The organism is Thalassospira sp. A40-3, assembly GCF_015871485.1.
GTDB classification, from domain to species: Bacteria; Pseudomonadota; Alphaproteobacteria; order Rhodospirillales; family Thalassospiraceae; genus Thalassospira; species Thalassospira tepidiphila.
Window position 1 is genome coordinate 2245140 of the sequence record NZ_CP065428.1, and the last position, 25881, is coordinate 2271020.

General features: G+C 54.7%; 23 protein-coding genes and 3 tRNA genes. 12 read left to right on the top strand and 14 right to left on the bottom strand.

The window, feature by feature from the left end; all coding sequences use genetic code 11:
• Nucleotides 1-62 precede the first annotated feature (62 nt).
• The 3 genes from IT893_RS10215 to IT893_RS10225 all read left to right on the top strand — a co-directional run bounded on the left by IT893_RS10215 (nucleotide 63) and on the right by IT893_RS10225 (nucleotide 3222).
• Nucleotides 63-1016, top strand: a complete 954-nt coding sequence (locus tag IT893_RS10215; RefSeq protein ID WP_197145100.1) for an ABC transporter substrate-binding protein — start codon at nucleotides 63-65, stop codon at nucleotides 1014-1016.
• A gap of 210 nt (nucleotides 1017-1226) precedes the next feature.
• Nucleotides 1227-2279 (top strand): MBL fold metallo-hydrolase, encoded by a 1053-nt coding sequence (locus IT893_RS10220; protein ID WP_252723920.1) that lies wholly within the window; start codon nucleotides 1227-1229, stop codon nucleotides 2277-2279.
• Nucleotides 2280-2370: 91 nt separating this feature from the next.
• Nucleotides 2371-3222 (top strand): hypothetical protein, encoded by an 852-nt coding sequence (locus IT893_RS10225; protein WP_252723921.1) that lies wholly within the window; start codon nucleotides 2371-2373, stop codon nucleotides 3220-3222.
• A 35-nt stretch (nucleotides 3223-3257) separates the two neighbouring features.
• Here IT893_RS10225 and IT893_RS10230 read toward each other — a convergent pair whose 3' ends face one another.
• A complete protein-coding gene (locus IT893_RS10230; RefSeq protein WP_197145103.1) occupies nucleotides 3258-4571 on the bottom strand; it encodes an FAD-binding oxidoreductase in 1314 nt (437 codons plus the stop codon).
• 102 nt (nucleotides 4572-4673) lie between these two features.
• On the opposite strand from IT893_RS10230, the gene IT893_RS10235 reads away from it, so the two are divergent.
• Nucleotides 4674-5828, top strand: a complete 1155-nt coding sequence (locus IT893_RS10235; protein WP_252723922.1) for a PLP-dependent aspartate aminotransferase family protein — start codon at nucleotides 4674-4676, stop codon at nucleotides 5826-5828.
• Between the two features lie 35 nt (nucleotides 5829-5863).
• Entirely contained in the window at nucleotides 5864-6913 is a 1050-nt protein-coding gene (locus IT893_RS10240; protein ID WP_197145104.1) for a ChaN family lipoprotein, read from the top strand.
• Nucleotides 6914-6944: 31 nt separating this feature from the next.
• Here the strand turns inward: IT893_RS10240 and IT893_RS10245 are convergent, their stop codons facing one another.
• The 5 genes from IT893_RS10245 to IT893_RS10265 all read right to left on the bottom strand — a co-directional run bounded on the left by IT893_RS10245 (nucleotide 6945) and on the right by IT893_RS10265 (nucleotide 9721).
• Nucleotides 6945-7505, bottom strand: a complete 561-nt coding sequence (locus tag IT893_RS10245; RefSeq protein ID WP_197145105.1) for a Panacea domain-containing protein — start codon at nucleotides 7503-7505, stop codon at nucleotides 6945-6947.
• Nucleotides 7506-7627: 122 nt separating this feature from the next.
• Nucleotides 7628-8074, bottom strand: a complete 447-nt coding sequence (locus IT893_RS10250; RefSeq protein WP_008890907.1) for a hypothetical protein — start codon at nucleotides 8072-8074, stop codon at nucleotides 7628-7630.
• A gap of 127 nt (nucleotides 8075-8201) precedes the next feature.
• The gene (locus IT893_RS10255) at nucleotides 8202-8729 is read right to left on the bottom strand and encodes an adenine phosphoribosyltransferase (protein ID WP_008890908.1); all 528 of its coding nucleotides are present in this window, start codon (nucleotides 8727-8729) and stop codon (nucleotides 8202-8204) included.
• A 161-nt stretch (nucleotides 8730-8890) separates the two neighbouring features.
• A complete protein-coding gene (locus tag IT893_RS10260; protein WP_008890909.1) occupies nucleotides 8891-9124 on the bottom strand; it encodes a hypothetical protein in 234 nt (77 codons plus the stop codon).
• Between the two features lie 330 nt (nucleotides 9125-9454).
• On the bottom strand, nucleotides 9455-9721 hold the full coding sequence (locus tag IT893_RS10265) for a hypothetical protein (RefSeq protein WP_008890910.1): 267 nt from the start codon (nucleotides 9719-9721) through the stop codon (nucleotides 9455-9457).
• A gap of 248 nt (nucleotides 9722-9969) precedes the next feature.
• Between IT893_RS10265 and IT893_RS10270 the strand changes: the two genes are divergently transcribed.
• From IT893_RS10270 to IT893_RS10285, 4 genes are all read left to right on the top strand, one after another.
• A complete protein-coding gene (locus IT893_RS10270; RefSeq protein ID WP_082923532.1) occupies nucleotides 9970-11682 on the top strand; it encodes a methyl-accepting chemotaxis protein in 1713 nt (570 codons plus the stop codon).
• A gap of 296 nt (nucleotides 11683-11978) precedes the next feature.
• The gene (locus tag IT893_RS10275) at nucleotides 11979-12773 is read left to right on the top strand and encodes a motility protein A (RefSeq protein ID WP_063090019.1); all 795 of its coding nucleotides are present in this window, start codon (nucleotides 11979-11981) and stop codon (nucleotides 12771-12773) included.
• 11 nt (nucleotides 12774-12784) lie between these two features.
• On the top strand, nucleotides 12785-13477 hold the full coding sequence (locus IT893_RS10280) for a flagellar motor protein MotB (protein WP_064780769.1): 693 nt from the start codon (nucleotides 12785-12787) through the stop codon (nucleotides 13475-13477).
• Between the two features lie 219 nt (nucleotides 13478-13696).
• Nucleotides 13697-15196, top strand: coding sequence for an arylsulfatase (locus IT893_RS10285; protein ID WP_256430872.1), 1500 nt, complete (start codon nucleotides 13697-13699; stop codon nucleotides 15194-15196).
• A 66-nt stretch (nucleotides 15197-15262) separates the two neighbouring features.
• Here the strand turns inward: IT893_RS10285 and IT893_RS10290 are convergent, their stop codons facing one another.
• The 3 genes from IT893_RS10290 to IT893_RS10300 form a co-directional block, all read right to left on the bottom strand.
• The gene (locus tag IT893_RS10290; RefSeq protein ID WP_197145107.1) at nucleotides 15263-16087 is read right to left on the bottom strand and encodes an MBL fold metallo-hydrolase; all 825 of its coding nucleotides are present in this window, start codon (nucleotides 16085-16087) and stop codon (nucleotides 15263-15265) included.
• A gap of 110 nt (nucleotides 16088-16197) precedes the next feature.
• A complete protein-coding gene (locus IT893_RS10295; RefSeq protein WP_197145108.1) occupies nucleotides 16198-16923 on the bottom strand; it encodes an S-adenosyl-l-methionine hydroxide adenosyltransferase family protein in 726 nt (241 codons plus the stop codon).
• A gap of 115 nt (nucleotides 16924-17038) precedes the next feature.
• Nucleotides 17039-18448 carry an SPOR domain-containing protein gene (locus IT893_RS10300; RefSeq protein ID WP_197145109.1) on the bottom strand — a complete coding sequence of 470 codons (1410 nt, stop codon included), beginning with the start codon at nucleotides 18446-18448 and terminating at the stop codon, nucleotides 17039-17041.
• A 334-nt stretch (nucleotides 18449-18782) separates the two neighbouring features.
• Between IT893_RS10300 and IT893_RS10305 the strand changes: the two genes are divergently transcribed.
• The 3 genes from IT893_RS10305 to IT893_RS10315 all read left to right on the top strand — a co-directional run bounded on the left by IT893_RS10305 (nucleotide 18783) and on the right by IT893_RS10315 (nucleotide 22139).
• Nucleotides 18783-20081 carry an EAL domain-containing protein gene (locus IT893_RS10305; protein ID WP_197145110.1) on the top strand — a complete coding sequence of 433 codons (1299 nt, stop codon included), beginning with the start codon at nucleotides 18783-18785 and terminating at the stop codon, nucleotides 20079-20081.
• A gap of 111 nt (nucleotides 20082-20192) precedes the next feature.
• Complete coding sequence (locus IT893_RS10310) at nucleotides 20193-21563, top strand: DNA polymerase IV (protein ID WP_197145111.1); 1371 nt, start codon at nucleotides 20193-20195, stop codon at nucleotides 21561-21563.
• Between the two features lie 9 nt (nucleotides 21564-21572).
• The gene (locus IT893_RS10315; protein ID WP_197145112.1) at nucleotides 21573-22139 is read left to right on the top strand and encodes a hypothetical protein; all 567 of its coding nucleotides are present in this window, start codon (nucleotides 21573-21575) and stop codon (nucleotides 22137-22139) included.
• Between the two features lie 84 nt (nucleotides 22140-22223).
• Here the strand turns inward: IT893_RS10315 and IT893_RS10320 are convergent.
• From IT893_RS10320 to recJ, 5 genes are all read right to left on the bottom strand, one after another.
• Nucleotides 22224-22299, bottom strand: a tRNA-Glu gene (locus tag IT893_RS10320).
• 44 nt (nucleotides 22300-22343) lie between these two features.
• Nucleotides 22344-22419, bottom strand: a tRNA-Glu gene (locus IT893_RS10325).
• A 37-nt stretch (nucleotides 22420-22456) separates the two neighbouring features.
• Nucleotides 22457-22532: transfer RNA gene (locus IT893_RS10330), tRNA-Glu, on the bottom strand.
• A 154-nt stretch (nucleotides 22533-22686) separates the two neighbouring features.
• Nucleotides 22687-23949, bottom strand: coding sequence for an MFS transporter (locus tag IT893_RS10335; protein WP_197145113.1), 1263 nt, complete (start codon nucleotides 23947-23949; stop codon nucleotides 22687-22689).
• Between the two features lie 80 nt (nucleotides 23950-24029).
• Nucleotides 24030-25790 (bottom strand): single-stranded-DNA-specific exonuclease RecJ, encoded by a 1761-nt coding sequence (recJ, locus tag IT893_RS10340; protein WP_197145114.1) that lies wholly within the window; start codon nucleotides 25788-25790, stop codon nucleotides 24030-24032.
• Nucleotides 25791-25881: the final 91 nt, after the last annotated feature.

Here is a 25881-nt window from a genome sequence, read left to right on the forward strand (position 1 = left end):
CTGTTTGGCAGCGTTTTAAATCCTCATACTATTTATTTGGCGCATCTTACGGAGGTTCATCCATGTCACGCCTTAAATCCATGATCACCGCGACCGCACTGGGCGCACTTGTTCTTGGAACGTCTTCAACCGCCTTTGCCGCGGACAAGCTGGTCATTCTTCTGGACTGGTTTGTGAACCCCGATCACGCACCGCTGATTGTTGCCAAGGAAAAGGGCTTCTTTGCCAATCATGATCTGGATGTCGAACTGATCGAACCATCCGATCCGTCCGCCCCGCCACGCCTTGTTGCCGCCGGTCAGGGCGATGTCGCGGTGAACTATCAGCCGCAGCTTCATGTCCAGGCGGCCGAAGGCCTGCCGCTGACGCGTATCGGCACACTGGTTGCCACCCCGCTTAACAGCCTGATTGTCCTTGAAGACGGCCCGATAAAGGAAATCGCCGATCTGAAAGGCAAGAAGATCGGTTATTCCCTGGCCGGATTTGAGGATGCGCTTCTGGGCACCATGCTCGGCAATCATGGGGTTTCGATTGACGATGTCGAGCTTATCAATGTGAACTTCTCGCTTTCGCCGTCGCTGTATTCCGGCCAGGTCGATGCGATCATTGGCGGCTATCGCAATTTCGAGCTCAATCAGATGGAAATCGAAGGCAAACCGGGCAAGGCATTTTATGTCGAGGAAGAGGGCGTTCCGCCCTATGACGAACTGATCCTGACCGTCCGCAACGACAAGGTCGATGACCCGCGTTATGCCCGCATGCTGGCCGCCCTTGAAGAAGGCGTGCAGTACCTGATCAACCATCCTGATGACAGCTGGCAGGCCTTTATTGCCGCCTATCCGAACCTTGATGATGAACTCAATATCAAGGCATGGGCCGATACCCTGCCGCGCTTTGCGCTGCGTCCGGCAGCCCTTGATAAGGCGCGCTATGCCCGCTTTGCCGATTACATGGTCAAACAGGGTCTGATCACCGAAAGCCCGGCGCTTGAGAGCTATGCGACCGTGATCGAATAAAATTCAGTCCCCCCTGCTTTCGCAAGGCTCGCCCCAGCAACTGCGAAAGCATTGGTCTGCACCCCGCATGGGCAGACCACCAAGAAAGGCCGGAATGTGTGTCCCGCGTTCCGGCCTTTCGCTTGCGCAGGTCAAATTCCCAGTTACCTTATGGTCACCCGCGTAAAATGCAGAATGGCGACCACATTCAAACCGGATCAGGACCCAAAAGTGCAGCAGCAAACAAAACCAGCCCATCACACCGATAACGGCTTTGAAAACCGTCACCCCCTGCCCGATCCGGTCAAACGGTCGTTCTGGCATTTCCTGAAACGGCGCTATTTCGGTGATGATAACTGGCCGAAGGCCAAACATCAGGTCGGTAAAATCCCCACCGAAACACCTGATCATGACGCCATCCACAACCCGGATCCCAAACGCATGCAAGTCACATGGGTCGGCCATGCCACGGTTCTGGTGCAATATGGCGGGCTCAATATCCTGACCGATCCGGTGTTTTCTGACCGCGCATCACCGTTCAAACGCGTTGGACCGAAACGCTATACCCGACCGGGCCTTGCCATCGATCAGTTGCCCAAGCTTGATCTGGTGTTGCTGTCACATAATCACTATGACCATTTTGACCTGGCCAGCCTGACGCAGCTTGGCAATGCGCCGCGCTATGTCCTGCCACTGAAAAATGGTCCACTTCTGGAAAAGGCGGGCATTCGTGCTGATCGCTATGTCGAATTGGATTGGGATGAAAGCCATCATCACGATGATCTGAAAATCACCCATGTGCCATCGAACCACTGGTCAAGCCGCACCACGAAGGACCGCAAGGAAATGCTGTGGGGTGGCTATATCCTTGAGTTCGGCGATGGCTACCGGTTCTATTTTGTTGGCGATACCGGCTGGAACGAAGCCCTGTTTACGGAAATGGGCGCGATCCACGGCGGGATTGATTTTGGCCTGATTCCCATCGGGGCCTATGACCCGCGCGACTTCATGCGCAATGCACATTGCAACCCCGAAGAAGCCATTCAGATCATGCAGAAAATGGGCGTCAAACAGGCGCTTGCCATTCATTGGGGCACGTTTGTCCTGACAGCTGAGCCGGTAGATGAGCCGCCGGTCCGGTTAGCGGCAGCCCGTAAGGATAGCGGAATTGCGGATGGCGATTTCGTTGCCCCACCAATCGGGGCGACCCGGTTCTTTGATGGCAAAGCCGCACCCGCATCGACAACCACGCAAAAGGTCGAGCATACGGCGTCTGGCTCATAGCTGCCCTTTCAAGTTCGGTTTGGTGGTTTTTCAAACTGCATGCTAAGCATCAATGATTGCGTCACAAAACCGTAACATTGGTCGCCCCGCCATGAGTTTGACTGTCTTTCTTGCTGTAATGGGCGCTGCCCTGATGCATGCCGTGTGGAATGCACTGGTCAAGGGTGGCTCGGACAAATTGATGAACATGACGGCGATCGTGCTGGGTCATACGCCGATTGTTCTGATCCTGTTGCCGTTTGTTGACCTTCCTGCCCCCGAAAGCTGGCCTTATCTGCTGACGTCCCTTGGGCTTCATATCGGCTATCAGTTGTTTCTGATCCTGGCTTATCGTTTGGGCGATCTCAGCCAAGTTTATCCGATTGCACGCGGGTCTTCGCCGCTGATTGTTGCGGCGGTGTCCGTGTTGATCATGGGGGTTACCCTGCATGTCAGCGAGTGGCTGGCGATTGTTATCATCGGGGTTGGTATTATCAGCATGTGCATAACGCGACAAGCCGATGGCATGCGTAACCGCAATGCTGCCCTTGCCGCGATCATCACCGGTTGTTTCATCAGCAGCTATTCACTGGTGGATGGTACCGGTGCAAGGCTGGCCGGAACGGCGCTTGGCTATTACAGCTATCAGACGATTGGCAACGTTGTGATCTTTGCCGTGATCGTGACTTTTATGCGCCCGCGCATCCTTGCTGATATCGCGCGATCTGGCAAAAGGGTCTTTGCGATTGGCGGCACGGCGTCCTTTGCGGCCTATGCCACTGTGATGTGGGCCTTTACGCAGGCACCGATCCCGCTTGTGGTCGCCCTGCGCGAAACCGGCATTGTCTTTGCCCTTTTGATCGGGGTGTTCTTCATGGGCGAGAAGCTTAACCTTGTGAAGCTGTCCTCGACCATGATGACGCTGGGCGGGGCGATTATCCTGCGTCTGGCACGCAGCTTGTAACCGCCCCTACCCGATTCCAGTTTCAGGACACGCGATCAGACCCGTGTGCGCGGCACACGGCGGGTACCGTCTTCGAACCGTGAAAGCTCCATCCCCTTTAGCGTGATGGATGGCTGCCCGGTGGTGATCCATTCGGCCAGCACCTTACCAACCACCGGTCCCATGGCAAAGCCATGGCCCGAGAATCCCGATGCGACAAAGAAGTGTTTGGGGTTTTCGAACTGATCAATCACCGGCACCGCATCCGGGGTGACATCAATGTCCCCCGCCCAGGTATCAACGATGCCGACTTTCTTGATCTGCGGCAGGACCTTTTGCAGATTGCGCATGGCGTTTTTAACCCGCACCTCATAGGGCTCCGCCTGATTGGTGCGTCGCCCGATCATGGGTTGCCGTGATGCATCCGATCCCGGCATACGGTCCACCAGATCATCAAAGAACCGCTTGTTAAAGTGGAACTTGAAGGTCGCCCAGTTATCAAACAGTCCCGGCATGAAATCACGGGCATACTTGAACCGGCCCAGTGTCAAATCGATGTCGGTCATGAATTCATCGGCGATGTTCATCGACCCATCTGCGCGTTGACGAAACGCCAGACCAGCCGCCAGCGTGCCCGCCGCCGAGATATCGGGCACGGGTGTGGTGCGGATCACCGTCCCGCGCGTGGTTTGTTGCGGTAAACGCCGCCCGAACTTGGCGACGAATTTATGCGTCGCAGCCCCGGCCGCACAGATGACGTATTTGCATTTGATTTCGCCTTGTTCGGACACCACCGAACTGATTGCGCCGGCCTCTGTTTCAATCGAAAGTGCGCCGCAACCCTCGGCAATCACAGCACCCAATTCACTGGCGCGTTTGGCGATTGCCGGGGCGGCCTTTTTCGGTTCGGCCTGCCCGTCTGAGGGCGTGTAGATCCCGCCAACACCCGGTGCGGTGATCCCCGGTGTCAGTTTTTCGACCCCTTTGGGGTCAAGGACCTGGGTTTCGATGCCAAAGTGCTTGGTGTCGTTAATCCAGCCTTCGAATTCCGACATTTCCTTGTCATCGCGGGCGACGAACAGCACTCCGCCCTGGCGCCATTCCAGATCGGCATTTAGTTCTTTTTCAAGACCTTGCCAGATCTTGTTGCATTCAATCATCAATGGCAACTCTACCGGATCGCGGCCCTGTTGGCGGACAAAGCCCCAGGCACGACCGGACTGGTGTGACGCGATGGTATCCTTTTCCAGAAGCACGACTTTCATGCCGGCCTTGGTCAGGTAATAGGCGCTGGAGGATCCGTGAATGCCGCCGCCGATGACAACGACGTCGCATTCCTTGGGCAGGGTGATTTTGGGATAATTCGTCATGTGGGGACCTAAAGATCAATATTGGTGGCAAATCAATTTGGTGTGTGGCGGGAACCACGTTATGTTGCGCGCCAACAAATCTCAACCAAATCAGGTGCCACCATGTCTGATCATGCAAAAAAACAGTCCCCCGCCACCGTAAGTGCACAGGCGCTTGGCTGGGTCGATGAAGCCACCAAGTCCGTCACGCCGCCGCTTTATCCGTCAACCACGTTCGAACGCAACACGGATCTGAGTTACCATGACGGGCGCTGCTATACGCGCGCAGACAACCCGACCTATGATCAGGCCTGTGCAGTCCTGAATGAACTTGAAGGCGGTTCTGAAACCCGCCTGTTTGCCTCTGGCATGGCGGCCGCCGTTGCGGTTTTGCATGCGCTGAACCCGGGTGATCATGTTGTTGCCCCCAAGGTAATGTATTGGGCGCTGCGCAGCTTCATGCTTGATAGTGGTGTGCGTGCCGGGCTGAGCTTTGATTTTGTTGATAACGCCGATATTGCCGATTGGGACAAGCACATCGTTGCCGGCAAGACCAAGCTGGTGTGGCTTGAAACCCCGGCCAACCCGGATTGGCAAATCACCGATATCGCCGCTGTTGCCAAACTGGCCAAGGCCGCTGGTGCCGTTGTGGTGGTTGACAACACTGTTGCCACGCCGCTTTTGACCCGTCCGATTGATTTTGGTGCCGATATCGTAATGCATTCGGCAACCAAATATCTGAACGGTCACAGCGACGTTTTGGCGGGGTCGCTGACCACTGCCAAGGACAGCGAGTTCTGGCAGCGTGTTTGCATACAGCACGCATCAGGCGGTGCAGTTCTGGGCGTGTTTGAAACGTGGCTTTTGCTGCGCGGGATGCGCACCCTTTCGATCCGTGTGGAACGCGCCAGTGCCAATGCCATGGCGATTGCCAAGCATTTCGAAAACCATCCGGAAATCGAACAGGTCCAGTATCCCGGCCTTGAAAGCCATGTCGGTCATGACATTGCCAAAAAGCAGATGTCAGGTGGCTTTGGAGGGATGTTGTCGCTGCGCGTCAAGGGTGGTGAAAAGCGTGCGGTTGATTTCCACAACCAATGCAAACTGTTTAAACGCGCGACATCGCTTGGCGGGGTTGAAAGCCTGATCGAACATCGATCCTCGGTCGAAGGGCCGACCAGCCCGGTACCGGCAGACCTTCTGCGTCTTTCGGTCGGGATCGAAGATTGTGGTGATCTTGTTAACGACCTTGAAACGGCCTTGCGCTTAAGCAAATAAGACACATCCGTTTTCAATCAGGAATCAACTGATCGATGCCCAAGTCGATGCCGATCCAAATCGCAGTCAGATCATGGACACATGCTGTTAAACGCAGTGTCGGTATCTCTGTGGTTGCGCTGGCATCGACTATCCTTCCCGTCGCCCCGACGGTTGCGCATGATAGCAATACCCCCCGGGGCAGCCTGACCGACGTCAATGCCCTGCCCCCGGCGCCGGGTTTGATTTTTGACGTGGTGGCTGGCGAATACATCATGTTTGATGCGCTGGTCGAACGGCTATCAGGTCGCAAATACATCCTGATCGGTGAAAAGCACGACAATCCCATCCACCATCACCATCAGGCACAGCTGGTCAATGCACTTGGCAAGTCGGATGAGCGTGAACGCGCGATTGTCTGGGAAATGTTTACACGTGATCAACAGGCATCGCTTGAAGACAGCTGGCAGACGCTTCCGGTTTCGGAACTCGGCCCGGCGATGGCGTGGGAAGATCGAGGTTGGCCGTCATGGCATGACTATGCGCCGATTGCGCAGGCAGCACGCGATAACGGTTTGATGATGGTGGCGGGCAATCTGCCCGATGATCTGCTTAAACCCATGATCAGCAACGGCAACGATGCCCTGCCCGATGATCTGGCTGCCAAGCTTGATTTGCCAGATATGCCGACAGAAATACTTGATCGCTTCAATGTCGAAATCGCTGAGGGGCATTGCAATATGCTGCCCAAAAGCATGCTGGGTGGCTTTTCCGCTGTGCAGTTTGCCCGCGATGCGTCGCTAGCCCGTGCGATGAGCGATGCGGCAAATATTGACGGCATTGATGGGGCATTCCTGATTGCGGGTGCCATGCATGTCCGCCACAGCATTGCCACCCCCTGGCATTTGCAGCGCTATGAACCGGATATTGAGCCGCGTGATATTGCCGTGGTCAGCCTGATTGAGGCCGATGATCCCGGCCCGGACGCGTCAAGCATCGAGGATTACGCCATGCGGTTTGGCGCACCCGACGATATCGATTTCATGTGGTTTACCAATGACATCGCGCGTGGCGATCCGTGCCAGAACCTCGGAATGGGGCAATAACCCCAAAACCTGTTTAACCGGAATTTTCGGATTACTTGATCTTGCGCGGCAACCAGTCAGTGGTCGCAACCGGTTTGCCTTTGTGGGAGCGCATGACGCGCGGGCGCACGACTTCCTTGGCCTCGGGCGTGGTCGCGGTTTTGCGGACCGAGGCATAAAATTCAACCAGTTCGTCGAACGGGATGATCGTTCCGATCCCTTCCTTGTAGGCCTTGGTAAAGGGCGGATGATTGCGCACGGTCACGCTGAGATGTTCGACCGTGTGATGACCAAACTGCGCCCAGATGCTTTCAAGAAAATGGATGTTTTTCGGATCAACCGATTTTAGCCGCACATCAGGCCGGGATTCTTCCATCACGGCATAAAGGTTCGGTTCGACCGGGCCGAATTCCTCTGCCACAAAGATGGCGGGCATCAACATGTTGCCGTGATAGTTCGCGCCGTAATAAGCCTGCGCCAGATACAACAAACGATGCAGTTTTTGCGGCTGCAGATATTCGTTGTCATTGAGTGCGAGGTCAATGAACCTGAATGCGGCATCAAATACCGTATTGAGAACCGGCTTGTTCTTCATGCTGTGCCCGATGGTCATGGGATACGATCACGTGTTGCCAAGGATCATAAAACCTATGGCAGATACCAACAAGCATCACCGATCAGATTTTTAAATTTTCGGGGAACGTCGTGGTTTGAAGTACCTATGGGCAGGCCTTTTTAAACGGTCGCATCCAGATGCTTGCCGCGCACGCCCACACCGTGGGCCACCGCATTGACCACCGCATAAAACGATGTACCGCTATTGGCCGACAGATCAAACGGGATCGACGGATCAAGCAGGCTGGCAAAATCGATCTCGCTGGGCATATCGACAGCCCCCTCGCGATCACTTGCGCGACGCGCAGCTGACAGATTGCGCTGTTCGGTACGCTGGTCTTTCTGTTCGCCGGGATTACCCTGCCCCGATTGACGTTTGTTTTTGCCATCGACATAGGCATTAAACAGAATGCCGTCATCATCGGGGTCATAGGTATAGTTCTGAGACGATGCCTCAACCTGATTGTCCCGGTCGGCTGTTGCCACACCGCGCGCACCAGCAGGCGCAAGTCGGCCATACTGGCCAACTTGTGAAACTGTCTGTGCGTTTTGGACCGGTGCGATCATGTTCCTCTGCCTTGGCGAAAGACCAATATGGGCTAAGACCTAATTCAACACATGCATTATACATGAATATATAGTGATACGGCAGGAAATTCGCAATTCCTGCCACTCACCTCGGTTTCGCGTCGTCTTAATCGCCTTCGAATTCGACCAAGTGGAATTCTTCGATACCGCGATCGCGGATTTTCTGCGCCCCGCCAAGATCAGGCAGATCAATGATGAAGGCGCACCCTGCGACCTCTGCCCCGATCTTTTCGACCAGATCAATCGCAGCAAGGGCGGTACCACCGGTGGCAATCAGATCATCCATGATCAGAACACGACTGCCCGGTTTGACGGCGTCCTTGTGGATTTCGATGACGTCGGTGCCATATTCAAGTTCATATTCGACACCGACCGTTTCAGCCGGGAGCTTGCCCTGCTTGCGGATGGTGACAAAGCCGACACCAAGGGCCACGGCAACCGCCGGACCGATGACAAAGCCACGCGCTTCGATTCCGGCGATCATATCGATCTTCTTGTCCTGGAATTCGGCGGCGAAACTGTCGATCACTTCGCTAAGACCATATGGGTCCTCGAACAGCGTCGTGATATCCCGAAACATGATGCCCTTTTTCGGGTAATCGGGAATGGTACGAATCAACGACTTGATCGACATGGGATACTCCGGCCAGATATCAGGAAATACGACTTCGCAGATCAAAAGCCATGACTATCACGGCCAGATCGCATACGGCGTCACTTGATGCCTGAAACAGAGTGAATTGGCAAGGTACATCCCATCACCCGTACCTTGCCAGAGCCAAGCTTTAAAGCGCGTCAAGCCGCGTGCGGTGTGGACAGACGCGGGTTGATATGTGCGACAGACGGTACCGCCGCAACAAAGTCATTGGCGAGCTTCTTGCTGATTTCTGCGCGTGTTCCACGCGGCAAGCCCGTTTGCGCCGCCTGACGATTGCCCCAAACGGCCCGGTAAAGGCGATAATCATGGTCATTGATCTGACCGAATACTTTTTCGACTTCCATCAGAGTCTGGACGTAACTCTTTTTCATGTCAGTCATCCTGTTGCTCGTTGGTTTTCGACGGTTTTGCCCATCGAATTTTGTCGCATCCATTTTTGTGATGCGGCGTTTACAGAAGCCATATAGTCCTAACTTCATGGCCGCTCAACTGCAGCACGGTGACAAGATCAGGAAGAATTTGTGACAGTTTGCCCAATTCTTCCGATGCCGCAAAATCAGCCTTTCCTGAGGTTAGAAGATTTGTGCCAGTTTGCGGCTTACCAGCCATATAAAAACGGCCCGTCTTCAAAACAGAAGACGGGCCGAAAAAAATTTCGATCGATGCGCAAACGACGCACCCAGAACGCTAGGCTCAGAACGCTAGTTCAGTTTTTTGGCGGCTTCGGCCTGCTTGGCCTCTTCGTCGATCTGCTTTTGCAGGGCATCGCCATATTCACCGTATATCCGCCCCTCAAGCGACAGCTCCAGAAAACGGATGTAGTCGTTCTGGTCGGTGATCTTCGCACGCGCGACTTCGATCACGTCAAACGGGCTTGCCGCATCCAGACCGTATTTGCGGATCAGTCCCAGCATTTCTGCGGTGATCTGATCAAGCTTCTTGCGGGTGTCGCTATAGGAAAGCGTCATCAGATTGTCCTGTGTATCGAATGTGTTTTGCTGGGCTGCTTATGCCTGTTTGTCGTTGGGCTTGCAAGCCCCGCAACGTTGTAAACAGCCCGTCTGGCGATACGAACTATACCAATTCAATTCGCCCCGCTTGAGGCATATCAAAGCACTTTTTCCGCGATCATGCATGGTTCACAAGCCCGCGAAACAGAACAAAAAACATCCTGTTCCGTCGGGTTTATTGAAGCCTATGCCATCGGGGAGTTACCATGCGCATCCTGTCTGCCTTCAACGCCATGAGCATTCGCAAACGCTTTATGTGGGCGTCCGCATTTGGCGTCTCTACCACTGTGATTATTGCGCTTTTGATGATGACTGTGGTCGAGGAAAAAGCCATGGATGAAAAGCTTCATCAGCTAAGTGAAAACGAGCTGACGTCGCTGCATGCGCTGATTGTCAATGTGATGGCCGCCCGCCCCGATGATGTCGACGATATCGGCATTCAGGTTTTCAACAACTGGTTTGACAGCCGCAATGGCGACTATCCCGGCGAACTCTGGTCCGCATGGGGACCGACCACCATGGCCTATATGGAAGAATTCGGCGAGAAGCCGCTTAAAACCCCGCGCGACGAGATTGATATCGAGGCCATCGAAACCGGCAAGATGATTGGCCGTTATACTGATAACGGCACCTATCGCCTGTCGATGCCGATTGTGCTGGGTGAAACCAAGGGTGCGGATCGCGAAGTCTGCTTTAGCTGCCATGGCGCGATGGAGGCCGACACCGGCGACGTAATCGCCGTTCTGTCCTCAAGCCTTTCAGTTGCCCCCGAACAGGAAAAAACCAACCGTATCCTGATCGGTATTGTTCTGGGTGGTCTTGCAATCGCGATTGCCACCATCATTGGTATGCGGGTACTGCTGTCACGCATTGTCACCGGCCCGCTTTCTGATCTGGGCAATGACATGAATGCGCTGGCTGATGGCAATACCAACTTTGAAATCAACGCATTGTCGCGCCAGGATGAAATCGGCGAAATGGCGAAATCGGTTGATGTCTTCCGCACCAATGCGATTGCCAAAAAACAGATGGAAGCCGAACAAAAAGAAGAATCCCGCCGCCGCGAAGAACGCATGCAAAGCCTTGAACGCCATATCGGCAGTTTCGAAGGCGTGATTGCGCAAATCGTCGGTGCAGTCTCGGCCTCGGCCGAACGCATGCAGACCACGGCACGCGGTCTTGTCGATTCAGCCGACCGGGCCAGCAAAAGCGCAACCACGGTTGCCGCCGCCTCCGAACAAGCAACCGTCAATGTCCGTACTGTAGCCGATGCCGCCGACCATCTGTCTGAATCAATTTCCCAGATCGGGGAACAGGCACAGCAATCAACCCAAATTGCAGCCGAGGCATCGCGCGAAGCCGCCCAGTCGTCCGAAACCGTTCAGGGCCTGTCGGAAGTTGCCAACCGCATTGGTGAAATTGTTGAGCTGATCAGTGACATTGCAGGTCAGACCAACCTTCTGGCGCTCAATGCCACCATCGAGGCCGCCCGTGCGGGCGAAGCTGGCAAAGGTTTTGCCGTGGTCGCGGCCGAGGTCAAAAACCTTGCCAACCAGACGGCCCGCGCAACCAACGAAATTGCCGAACAGATCACAGCCATTCAGGAAGAAACCGGCAAAACGGTCAGTTCGATCGGGGATATCTCGGATGTGATCAGCCGCATCACCGAAATGGTCAACACCATCTCGGCCGCGGTTGGCGAACAATCCGATGCCACCGACGAGATCGCGCAGAATGTCGAACAGGCTGCCATCGGCACCCAGGAAGTCAGCAGCAATATCGAACGGGTCAGCAACACCGTCGCCGATACCGATCAGGCTGCCCATCTGGTTCTGGATGTTGCCGAAGAACTTGGGACGCTGTCCAACGATCTGCGCGCGCAGGTCGATCAGTTCCTTGCCGACATCCGCAGCAGCTAAGCGCAAACCTGCGCTGAAATCGTTCACCATTGACCGGCGGCAAGACAGTTGTTTTGCCGCCGGTTTTGCTTTTGGCAATCATCGGATAAACCGAACTTATGCCAGAAGTTGCAACGACCACACCCCTTGCATCTGCCCCCGGCCGACGCCGTCTACTTTGAATTGAATAAAATTAACTTCAAAACAACGAAATGCGGGCCTATTCTTACGTAAAATAATAATATTCTTTTTTCTAATGTCTGGTGTCTTTGACACAGAAAAGCGCCATGTCGACGACCCGGGGGATTGTGGGGACAATGTCGTTTACGACGATTTTAGGCATTATGGTCGGCCTTGGCCTGTTTATCGGGTCGATCTTTATTTCGACCGATAACTATCTGGTATTCTTAAGTCTTTCGAGTGCACTGATGGTGGTTGGCGGCACGCTGGCCGCGACATTTATTGCCTATGAGGCGCGCTATGTGTTGCTGGCACTCAGACTGATTTTCAAAATTTTCCGCGCACCGCAAATGGGCCGCGGCCAACTGACCGGCGAAGTCGGCCGTGTGGTCAAATGGGGTTATCTGTTGCAGAAAAAGGGTATCAACGCCCTTGAACAGGAAGCCGAACGTGTCGGCAAGGACGAACCGTTTCTGGGCTGGGCGATGGAAGTTGTCATCACCGGCTATGATGGCGAGGAAACCGCCGAGATGCTTCATAACGCCATCGATAACGCCTTTAGCCGCAACCTGGTACCGGTTGCTATCCTTAAGAGCATGGCGGCCGCCGCCCCGGCCTTTGGCATGATCGGGACACTGGTCGGCCTTGTCATCATGCTTGATAAAATGGCCGATGATCCGACCTCGTTGGGGGCCGGTCTCGCGATTGCGCTGATTACGACATTGTATGGCATTGTTGCCGCCCGGTTCTTTTTCCTGCCAGCGGCCAGCAAAATCCAGCAGCGCGAGGAAATCATGCGGTTTCGCAATTACCTGATCGCTGAAGGCCTGATCATGCTGGCCGATCGCAAAGGCCCGCGCGCCATTCAGGACAGGATGAATTCCTTCCTTGATCCGGCCATTCATTTCAATATCGACAAGTCGTCGAAGTAAGGGGATCGATCATGGCCCGCGGCAAAAGGCGTCTGCAATTCAAGGAAGAAGAACCGGTCAACGAGGATTGGCTTGCGACCTATGCCGATGCCATCACCCTTTTGATGGCGTTTTTCGTCATGCTGGTCAGCTTTTCCAAGGTCGAAATACCTATGTTTGAAAAGGTCCAGGCTGGTATTGCCGAACAGATTGGCAAACGCGAAGTCGTCCGCCCGACACAGGTGCTTGAAACCGATCTGCGCGATGTCGTTTTCAACATGGCGCTGGACAGTGCTGTCAATGTGTCGACCGATGACGAAGGCATCCTGATGGAAATGGGCAGCGCGTCGTTCTTCCAACCGGGGTCCGCCAACCTGACCAATGATGCTGTCCTGTTTCTCAAGGATGTCGGGGATCTTCTGAAAGAACCACGCTACCTCGGTTTTCAGGTCGAAGTTTCCGGTCATACCGACGATAGCCCGATCAACTCACCGCGGTTCCCGACAAACTGGGATCTGGCGGCCGGTCGTGCCATCGCGGTTGTCCGGTTCTTTGCCGCCCTTGGCGTTGATCCCGACAGCAAACGCATGCGCGCGATTTCTTACGGCGATACCAAACCGAAATTGCCAAACCGCAATGATTTCGGCGAACCGATCCCTGAAAACCGCGAAGCCAACCGCCGCATCGAAATCCGTGTCTTCCCGAAATACTCCCGCGTATTCTGAGACGCCCCCTGTCACACCACCATAACTTGACGCCAACCCGACCCGGAAATACAATTCAAGGGCGCGCAGAAGGCACAAAAACTCATCCCCAGGTTATCACCGAGCTCAGCCTTCTTTTCTTTTGGCTTGGTCAGACGACCATCTGGTCTGCGCTGACACGTCAAACAGGAAGGTGGGAAAATGAAACTCTCCGGACTTTTTCATACCCTGACTGCCCTGATGGTCCTCCCGTGTGCGGCTATTGCACAAACCAATCAAGCTTCCGAGCGCCCCAATATCCTCGTTATATGGGGCGATGATGTCGGAATGTGGAACATCAGCGCCTATCACCGTGGCATGATGGGTGGTAGCACCCCTAATATTGATCGCATCGCCAATGACGGCATGCTGTTCATGGATCATTATGCACAGGCATCCTGCACGGCTGGTCGTGCGGCGTTCCTGACCGGCCAGTATCCGATGCGTCTCGGACTTAGCACCGTCGGCATCCCGGGATCGCCCATCGGCCTGCAGGAAGAAGACCCGACACTTGCAGAAATGCTGCGTGAACAGGGCTATGCAAATGGCCAGTTCGGCAAGAACCACCTTGGCGACCTCGATGAACACCTGCCGACCAATCATGGCTTCGATGAGTTCTATGGCATTCTTTATCACCTGAATGCCGGCGAATATGTCGAACAGTACGACTATCCGACCGACAGCAAAGTGGCCGAATACATCGCCCAGCGCGGTATTATTCATTCCCTGCATCAGGAAGACGGCACGCAATCCATCGAGGACCTTGGTAATTTCGGGCGTGAACGGCAACGGACGCTTGATCAGGAAGTCCTCGAAGAGTCCAAACGTTTTATTCGTGATGCTGTGTCAGACGACAAACCATTCTTTGTCTGGCATAACACCACGCGCATGCATTACCGCACCAATCTAAGCCAGGAATATGACGGCGTAACCGGCTACGGCCTTTATGCCGACGGCATGAAAGAGCTTGATGACGATGTCGGCGAGCTCCTCGACCTTCTTGATGAACTTGGTGTGGCAGACAACACCATGGTCATGTTCTCCACGGACAATGGCGCGGCATCGAACAGTTGGCCCGATGGCGGCAACCAGCCGTTTCGTGGTGAAAAGGGTGTTGGCGGTTATGAGGGCGGTTTCAGGGTCCCCATGGCGGTCAAATGGCCCGGTGTTGTGCCCCCCGGCACCACAACCGGCGAATTCATGACCATGGAAGACTGGGCACCAACCATCATGTCGCAGCTGGGTGAGAAGGATCTTAAGGAAAAGCTGCTTGATGGTCACAAGATTGGTGATCGCACATATCGGGTCCATCTGGACGGTTATGATCAAACCGATATCCTGACCCAGGCAGGCCCAACCAAACGCAAGGAATTCTTCTATTTCACGGAAACGAAGTTCCACGGCTTGCGCTATGGCGATTGGAAATTTCTGTTTACCGAGCAGGATCAATGGTTCAACGGTGTGGCCAACAACCTGACCAGCCCATTGATCACCAACCTGAAACTCGACCCGTTCGAGCGGTTCCATGAAGCACGCGGCTTTGATGAATGGCAAGAAAACCGGTCATGGACCCTTGCCCCGGCAATTAGCGTTGTGAACAATTTCTTCAAGTCATTTGAAGAATATCCCCCACGTCAGGCCAGCTTTACGGTCAATGTCGACGAGATTGTCCAGGACATGCAAAGCGGCCATTCACGCTAAGGCTGGCTTAGCGTCCCTGCATGGATCGCAGGGACGCGGCCACGGGCTTTTTTGCGCGAAAACACTCTATTCGATGTGCAACACCATTTCATCGCGGGCAGCAAAGGCGCCTGACCAGGTGGCGCGGGCCTTTTGCTCGATAATGGTCATCGCCGTATCATCGTGTTCCGGATCGTGATGGAACAGTGCTAGTTGCTTGGCATTGGCTGCCCGGCACAGGCGAATGCCTTCCTGCCATGTTGAATGCCCCCACCCGACTTTCTGCGGAAATTCTTCGTCGGTATAGGTGCAATCGTAAATCACCAGATCGGCATCCTCGATGAAATCAAGAATGATCGGGTCCGGGGTTTCCGGATCATGTTCGGTATCGGTCACATAACACACCGCATTACCATCATACTCGACACGAAACGCCGTCGCCCCGTTGGGATGACGCAGGGGGGCCGTCTTGATCACGATGCCGTCAGCAGGATGTAATTCATCACCAACACTGAAATCCTCAAATGTCAGCTTCGATTGCATGGCAGACAGCGGCACGGGAAATGTCGGGTCGGCCATTTGCGCCGAAAACACGCGCTCCACCCCGCCCTGATGGGTCAGATGCCCGGCCATGACCCGGAAGGACGCGTTTGGGTTATAGGCCGGCACAAAGAACGGAAATCCGTTGATATGATCCCAGTGTGTGTGGGTCAGGAAGATGTGGGCATGGGTGACATTGCGCCGGATCAGGTCCTTGCCAAGGTTGCGGATCCCGGTCCCCGCATCAAAGATCAGGACCTCGTCGCCGACACGCATTTCGATGCAACTGGTATTGCCACCATAAACAACATGGTCAGGTGACGGGCATGCAATGCTTCCACGAACGCCCCAGAATTTAACCTCAATCGCCATTCACCAAATCCTGCCCAAGGATTGATTGCTTATCGCAAACACCAGTTTTCAAACCTTCATACGATCACATAACATGCTTACGAACCCATCATTTATTGCGCGTAGCACATTCACTTCACGCCAACTGTGCTGCCGATCACAGCCCCGGTCATTTGATCGGCACGTCCGCAATTGACCGCGACCTCGCACAGCCCGATCGAATTGCGGTAATGGAAAGCCGATCCTTCCGGGACGTCGGAGAATGTCCGCGCCCCGGAAACAATATGCGCATTGATCGTGATTTTTTCATCAAGTGAACGCGCAGAAAATCCCGTCATCAGGTTGCCATAAGGATCGACATAGATCACTTCGGCCAATTCATCGGGCCAATCCTGTGCTGCACCGAACCGCGCATCAGGTGCAATCGGATGCGATGCAAACGCCTGATCGGTTGCAACCCATGCGGCAACGGGGCCAAAGATATCCCGACCATGGAAGCTTGCCGACGCATCATCGGGCATCCAGTCAATGACCTTGATCGATACCTTTTCGGCACGCCTTATAATCATTTCAAACAAACCATTATCCGGCCCAACATATGAAACGCCGTCAGCCGTAACAACAAGCCCCTGACGCGCGCTGCCCACCCCCGGATCAACAACCGCCAACACCACATCACCCGCCTGAAATTCACGGCTCAAGGCCGCCAGAAGATAACTTGCGGCTTTCGGGTTTCGGTCCGGTGCATCACACATCAGATCGCAGACCGGCACATCCGGCACATGGCGCATCACGACCGACCGCATGGTGCCGCTATAAGGGCCGTTTACACCAAAATCGCTAAAGACAAAGATCATGGCATGTTACCGGGACATCTGTTGTTAGCTTGAAGACAACAACGCCGGTGGCAACATTTTGATCCCACCGGCGTTGTCGCTGTTGTTTTAAGATAAGGTCCATGGACCCGAAGTGCTACTTGACCTCACAGAACTGGCCGCGTCGTTTCAGCTCCGCACACAGGGAACTTGCCGCACTATCGCTTAGCCCCGTTGCCATCAGGCGATAATAGGTGCCTTTGCCCGGAATGCTGGCGCGCGTCACGCCATGTTGAAGCGAGGCAAGCTGGCCATAACGGCTGCTCAGGATCTGCCAGCCGCGCTCTGCCTGTGCTTCGTTACGATAGGATGCCAGATGGACGGATTTGGAGCCACTTGCCATTGCGGCAGGTGCACTTGCCATTTCCTCGGCCGCCTGGACCGGGCGGCTTTCACCCGTGGCGACCCGGCGGACCGGTTCCCCGGAATTAAGGGTCATTGCAGTGCCCTGTGCCGGTTCGACAATGGCGGCTTCAATCGCGTCACGTTCGCGCTTGAACTCATCGGGTGTCACCAGCTTCATCTGTTGCAGGTCTTCAATACGGGCAATCTGGCGTGCGGCATCCATCAGACCTTGCGGGGCTGGCGGCGGGGTTGCGCGTTGACGCGGCTGGGCTGGCAACAACGCATCGAGAATGGCGGTGCGTTCTGCAACATGTTCCTGCACCGTAATCGCCCCGATCTGAAGCGCACGGTTCAGCTGATCAAGGCGCTGTTCGACCTGCGCACCTTCTGGCGGCGGGTTATTCAAGAATGCCGATGGTGCAGGTTGGCTCATCGGAAGCAACGCACCGAGGTTTGCGGAACGGCGGGCAGAATATTCCTCGGGCGTGACAAGCCCGGTGGACTGCAGATTACGCAAGATCGCAAACCGTTTGGCGATTGCCTCGTCCCCTGCCGACAGGGCTGCCCCGGCCGGAACATCCATCGCCCTGGATGACGCGCTGGTCATCGACGAAACCGGGTTGCCCGTCATTGGCGCGTTTGCGTCACGACCGGCGGCCACAGCCGCGGCACCATTGCCAAGCCCCGACGGCCCGCTGATGATTTGATCATTGATGCTCAGCGACCCCGGTAGACCACGTTGAAGCCGCGACAGATTGAATTCGGCGGCATCACGCAACGGGCGCGGTTGGGTTCCTGCCGCTGTGGTCATCAAAACTGTTCCAGCCGGATTCATCGCAATAAGCGTATCATACCCATCCCGGGCCCGGTCCGGGCGGTTTGTATTTTGATAAAGAACGGAACGCCACAGCATCGCGTGGCCATCTTGCGGATTTTTGCGCAATGCTTCATCAAAAAGCTTCTCGGCAGAGGCATAGTCCCCCGTCGCCATCTGCTGCAGCCCCAATGCCGTGTAATTGTCATCGGCAAAGGACGTCGCCTCGTCCCAGAAATCCTGATCCAGCAGCGGCGCACAGGCCGACACCCATGAAACCATACCGATCACAGCAATACCCTTGCCGATTTTCAGCCAGTTCCCGGTCCGCTTTGCGGATACCTGCATGGCGCCAATCCCCTATTCCATAAAACCCGTTTTGGAAATCATGCTGTAGTGCCGGTTCATATACCAGCAAAACCCGGCATGGACTTCCCCCATACAGCCTTGATTTTGCACCCTGCTTGCCAACAATTCGTTAAAGCAAATTAATCACTGTTTTTGACGCGACACTTGTCCTGCCATACGTATAGTTTCTATACATGGAATAGTGCTAAGGTGAGTGTCTCAACCATTAACCAGACCTTCAGAACATTATGATTTGATCAGACTTCGGTCTTCGGTGTATTCAACCGGCAAATAAGCACTCAAAAAAAACGTTTTCTCTTTCAGGGGTTTCGGCGTGATTGAACCGCAGCAATATGGCCAACAGGCCCTTCAGGAATACCTGTTGCTGGATTATGTCCAACGGCTGGAGACCCGTAAATACGGGCACCGGGCTGTACATATTCACCTGTCGCGCTTAAAGCCGTTCCATCGCCGCGATTATCATATCCGCGTTGCGACCAATACCTTTGAAAGCTATGTCAAACTTTATGTCGGCCGTATCTTTGTTCTGAGCAACAATGATCTGATCTTTGTCTGGAAAGACAAATCGATTGCCGATGTCGAACCGGCTGTAGATACGCTGCGCTATCTGTTCCGCGATGATCCGCTGTCACAAGACGACAGCGAAGAAACCGGTTTTTGCACCTGGTACAACCTTAATACCGAGTTCCAGGAATTCCTGTTACTGTGTCAGCACCTTGATGAGCGCGCCAAAAAGCTTCAGAAAAGCCTGAACATGCGCAGCGCCATCCAGCGTGAAAAAGACAACAACGTCCTCAACCCCATCACGGCCGAAAACCTCGGCGAACTTGAGGAAACCATTCATACAGCCGATCTGTCGGAACATATTCGCCAGCAACCGGTCTGCGTCTTTGCCCATGGCAGTTCCAAGGAACTGCATCCGGTATTTGACGAGTTCTTTGTCTCGATTACCGATCTGCGCAACGCGCTGATGCCCAATATTGATCTGGCGTCAAACCGCTGGCTGTTCCAGCACATGACCGAGACACTTGACAAACGCATGCTGAACTACCTGTGCAAGCGAACGTTCAAGACGCATGCAAGTTCGTTCTCGATCAACCTTAACCTTGGCACTCTGACGTCCAAGGATTTTGACAAGTTTGATGAAACCGTACGCCGCAACTGGCAGGGCAACGTGATCATTGAACTTAATCAGGTTGATCTGTTTTCAAACCTTGAAACCTATCTCAGGGTGCGTGACGATTTCCATGAACGCGGCTATCGCATCCTGATCGACAACCTGACGGTCGAAGCCCTGTCCTTTGTTGATCGCAAACGCCTTAAGGCAGACTTCATCAAGGTCGCCTGGCGCGAAGAGATGACCGATAATGTCATCCGCAAAAAATACTCGGAAATGGACAGTCTGGTGAAAAACTCCGGCCGGGAACGCGTGATCCTGTGCCGTTGTGATTCGCCCACCGCAATCAAGTTCGGCCAGTCGCTTGGCATTACCCTGTTCCAGGGGCGCTATATCGACAACATGATCGCCCGGCAGCGCCGCGCCAAGCGCGACGCCAAAAAGCCCGTCAGATCTGCCCCGACAAGGCCAACCGACGACAAGCCGACGCGATAAACGACCGCCGCCAGACATCCTCCTGACAAACCGGTCAGAAGCCTTGGTCTACCGGTGACCACCTTCAATTCACCCCTTGGCAACACAGGAACAAAAGCAGTACACATAAGCATGTTGTACGCGCTGTGCCCGGATTGCCATCACAAATGGCGACTGCATCTTGACCGACCGCTTCCCAAAAGCGGTAGCGGGTCTTATGTGCCCTGCCCAGCCTGTTCCTGCAAGCGCGCAATCGCCCACCCGGAACTGCCGGAGCTTTCGATTGGTCATCTCGATTGCGATGCCTTTTATGCCTCGATTGAAAAGCGTGACCGGCCGGAATTGATCGATCAGCCCGTTATTATTGGCGGCGGACATCGTGGTGTTGTTGCGACATGCTGTTATGTTGCGCGCAAATATGGTGTGCGGTCTGCAATGCCGGCCTTCAAGGCACGGGAACTCTGCCCTGACGCGGTGTTTTTGAAATCCGATATGAAAAAGTATCAGCGCGAAGGCTATCGCATTCGCGACATGATGCGCGCACTCACCCCCGATATCGAACCGCTGTCGATTGACGAGGCCTTTATGGACCTTACCAACGCCATGGAAACCCATGGCAAATCAGCGGCAGAATGCCTGATCGACCTTCAGACCACAATTAAGCGCGAAGTCGGCATCACGGTCTCGATCGGGCTTTCCTATAACAAGTTCCTTGCCAAGATCTCATCCGACCTTAACAAGCCGTTTGGCTTTTCCATGATCGGGCAGCGTGAGGCGCTTGATTTCCTGGCCGACAAGCCGGTGCGCATGATGTGGGGGGTTGGCCCCGCGATGGAGCGCAAACTGCACGCAGATGGCGTTACAACCATCGGGCAGCTGCAGGAAATGGACATTCATACCCTTCAGGGCCGATATGGCAGCATCGGCAAGCGTTTTTTTTACTTCTCCCGCGGTGAAGACAACCGGCGTGTGGAGCAAAGCACGGAACGCAAAAGTCTGTCTTCGGAAACCACATTCAACGAAGATATCGCAAGCCTGTCCGAGCTTTCCGAGATCGCCACCCGCCTGACATCGCGGGTTGCCAGCGATCTGGCGCGCAAGGAAATTGCAGGTCACACCGTGATCCTGAAGCTGAAATCATCGGATTTCAAGCTCCGCACGCGCAATATGCGCCTGACGTATCCGACATTGCGTGAAGACGTCATTCTGGATGCTGCGCTGACGTTACTTAAAAAGGAAATCGATGGCACGCGCTATCGGTTGCTTGGCGTCGGGGTCGCCGACCTTTATGACGCAGATATGGCCGATCCGGTTGATTTGTTTGCCGGGGATATTGCCGCCATCACCGATGATGCCGCGCAATCGGACGCAATCACACCTGAAACCCCACGCACGGTCATCGACCTGCCCCGACCGACGGCGGAACAACTCCGCGAAAGCCTGACACGGCGTTATCGGCAGCATAAAAAGAAAGTTGTTCGTCAACATAAGTTTAGATTTTAGAGGCCCAAATTGGACTTACTGTTTATCGCTCGCCAACAGCTACTTACAGCGACTAATTTATTCTTTAAAGATGACGATCCGGTATCTGTTCATACCCTTGCTGGCGCCGCTAGCGAGCTACTTTCCGATTTATGCGAGCGAACTGGAGAGCGACCATTTCACTCCGATGTTCTAGAATCGAACTCAAGCCTAGACCTTGTTGAATACTTTGCAGCACGAAATATATATCGAAATTCTTTTAAACACATCGGACGCAACAAAGATGAAATTGATCGCAATGAAGATGCGAGAAAAAGATTTTCTGATATTCAGAATGATTTTTTACTTTTTAGCTGCGTCGAAGACTACCTGAGGCTAGCTAAAACCGCACCAATCGAATTCCAAGCACTGCAGCTATGGTTCATAGCAGTACATAAAGACCGAGTTTCACAAACGCTTCTAAACAGCCTCTCCCTCGGCAGATGGGAAAACCTGCATAATGCCGAAAGGAAAAAGCAGAAAGAGGCAGGATACGCGATAATTCAGGAACTAAAAAGCAACGAGGATATACTTAATGATCCTAAGACTGAGAAATGAAGTTAAAAATGGACATAAAAAAATGCCCGCCAAAATAGCTTGCGAGAATCCTAACGCAACATATTGATTTATATTTGGAAAAGATGGCGTCCCCTAGGGGATTCGAACCCCTGTTGCCGCCGTGAAAGGGCGGTGTCCTAGGCCTCTAGACGAAGGGGACACAGGCACAAGCATTTATGTGCGAATGTCGTGACTTTCGGTTGGTGGCGTCCCCTAGGGGATTCGAACCCCTGTTGCCGCCGTGAAAGGGCGGTGTCCTAGGCCTCTAGACGAAGGGGACACATACGCACCAATCGAAGTCAGTCTATGTTAACGAGTGGCGTCCCCTAGGGGATTCGAACCCCTGTTGCCGCCGTGAAAGGGCGGTGTCCTAGGCCTCTAGACGAAGGGGACGCAGCGCGTTAACGAGGCCGGTTTTTAGCGATTGGGTGGGGTCAGGTCAAGCGGCTTTTTCGCCCCTGTGACGTTTTTTTTAATCCCTTGGCGTAAATGATGCCATTCCCGACCAAATACTGAAAAACCTTGGCACACTGTTTAACCAGACGGTTTATTGGCCGCGGCGTCGGGTTCCAATCCAGAAACTGATCCCCGCCACAGCAAGACCGCAGCCCAAAAAGACAAACATCGCCTTGTAACCGGTATCCGGGTCGGCCTCATAATGGCCGACAATCAGCCCGGCAATGCCTTGCAGGACAAACAAACCGCCAAAGGTCGCCAGATTGATCGTGGTCAGCGCCCGGCCAATCTGATGTTCGGCCACCGCCTTGCGCGATGCGGCGTAATTAAGCGTCGCACTGCTGCCAAGGAAGCCGTGCAACAACATCAAAACCATGGCGATGCCCGTCCCCATTGGCCCTACAAAGGCCTGCAACAAGCAGGCAACCGCCCCCACCAGCACGGCAAAGACGATCAGGCCACGGGTATTGTCAGGCATCATGCGCGACAGTTGCCCATAGGTCGGCGGACCAATGATCATGCCAATCGTCATCACCAGAAGGATATTGCCGACCTCGACCGCGCCAAGATCAAACACATCATGCAAATAAGGCCCACCCCAAAGGCCCCGCACTGTCAGGATCGTCGGGTAACTGAAAAACGCCACGCCCGAAAGCAACCAGACCTGCCGGTTTGACCAGACCGACACCATGCCGCGCAGGACATCACCGACACTTTCGCCGCGCTGGGCATGGGTTGCATGGCCCGGCGGGTTGTCGCGGACCAGAATGAAGTCAAGCACAACCGCAATCAACGCAATACCGGCAAGGCCGTAATAAACCGCCCGCCAGCCATAGGCCTCGACCAGTGTGGCAAGCGGCGTTGCCGAGGCCAGAACGCCCATCAAACTGAACGAAACGATCAAACCGGATGCGGCGGCGAACTTTTCGGGTGCGGTCCAGCGCGCGGCCAGAACCAGTGCCGACATGAAGGCCGCCGAACAGCCAACACCAATCACCGCCTGGCCTGCCATCAGGCCCAGCACGCTTTGCGCATTGGCAAAGATAAAGACACCGACCACGGTGACCATAGTCAGAAACCCGTTGGTCAGGCGCGGCCCATACCGGTCCAGAAGCACCCCGACCGGGATCTGCATCAGGGCAAAGGCAAAATGGAAACTGCCCGATATCAGGCCAAGCTGTTCGGGTGTCACGGCAAGCTGTTCACGAAGCGGCCCGGCAAGCAGCGCCTGGGCAGAACGGAAAAACTGGCTAAGCGAAAAGGCCAGCATGATGGGCATCAGAACGATCAGAAACGATCCGAGGCCATGCTTGGGCGTCGCAGAGGTGGGTGTGGGGCGCGAATTTTGTGTCATGGTGCCTTCAGGATTAGTCTGATCAAACCATAACGGCAAGCATTTGCAGCATCATAGCTGCCCTGCCCGGGGGCACGTCGTTAGACCGGCAAGGCCACATCATCAATGATCAGCTGCACACCATCCCGCCCCTGCCAGCTATCGCGGCGCAAATGCCCCAGAACATGCAACGGGCGCCCACCATGTTTGATCAGGGTCTGGCCCATATCATTATCAAGGCATCTGAACGCAATCGCCTTAAGCCGCCCCTGCCCGTTTGACCCGGTCAGGATACAGCGCACATGATCCTGCCCAACAACGTCGGCCTTGACCGCGCGGCAATCGACAAAGGCAAATCTGGGCTCGGCATTGCCCGCACCGAACGGGCCAAGCTTTTCAAGTGAGTCGATAAGCTCAAGTGTCGCACCCTTGGCATGAAGAGCCCCATCGACCGTGATCGTCGGGCGAATGTCATTTTCGGCAATAATCTTGGCAAAGCGTTCCTCAAGGAAGGCCTCGAACGCCTCAAGCTTTTCGGGATCAAGGGTAAAGCCCGCCGCCATATGGTGCCCGCCACCATTGATCAGAAGCCCGGCCTGACGCGCCGCAATGATCGCATCGCCCAGATCAATGCCCCGCACGGATCGCGCAGATCCCTTATAAACGCCATCAACCTTGCCCATCACAAGCGACGGCACGTGATAGCGATCCTTAAGCCTGCTTGCGACAATGCCTATCACACCGGGATGCCAGTCATCGCCGCCGACCAGCACCATGGAGCCGACCTTTGACTTGCCCTCGACCGCGCTGATGGCCTGATCAAGGACGATATCCTCGATCGCCTTGCGTTCGCGGTTATATTCATCAAGCCTGCGGGCGATATCCTGCGCCTCTGCGGGGTTCTCGCCCGAAAGCAGGGTGGTGCCCAGAAAACTCTCGCCAACGCGCCCACCGGCATTCACACGCGGCCCAAGGACATAACCTAGGTGATAGGCACTGGGCACTTCGTTGACGCCGGCAATATCGGCAAGTGATGTCATGCCGACATTGGATCGGTGCTTCATCACCTTAAGGCCCTGGGTCACGAACGCCCGGTTCAATCCACGCAACGGCACCACATCACACACCGTACCAAGCGCTACCAGATCAAGCCAGTTGCGCAAATCGGGTGCGCGAATGCCCTTTTTTTCAAGCCAGCCACGATTGCGCAATTCGCGCAACAACGCCACACAGACCAAAAACGCCACACCCGCCGCACAGAGATGCCCAAGCCCGCTTTCATCATCCAGTCGATTGGGGTTCACGACCGCCACGGCAGGCGGCAATTCCGGCTCTGCCGCGTGGTGGTCGACAACAATGATCTCAATCCCGGCATCGCGGGCTTCTTGCAAAGGCGCATAGGCGGTCACCCCGCAATCAACCGTCAGGATCAGCTTGGCACCCTTGCGCTGAAGCTCCAGAAGGGCTGGCGCATTTGGGCCATAGCCCTCTTTCATGCGATCGGGAATATGGACAGGAACATCAACACCAATGGCGCGGAAAAACCGTTTCAACAACGCCGTACTGGTCGCGCCATCAACGTCATAATCGCCAAATACGGCAATCCCCTCGCCCGCCTCAATCGCATCGGCGATGCGCGCGGCCGCTTTGTCCATATCCTGCAAGCTGGATGGATCGGGCATCAAATCGCGCAGTGTCGGCGACAGGAAACTTTCGGCGTCATCAAGGTCAATGCCGCGCGCGGCCATTACCCGGCCAACAATTTCGGGCACGCCAAAACGCTGGGCAATCGTGGTTGCCAGCCGCTCGTCATTTGCGCGTTCACGCCACCATTTGCCGGTGACGGATCGCTCGATGCCCATAAAAGTCTTTTCTTGTGAATGCTCTGTCATGCCCTATGGAATAGCGCAATCTCGGGCGGTCTGAAACCGGATATTTTACCAATCGATCAAA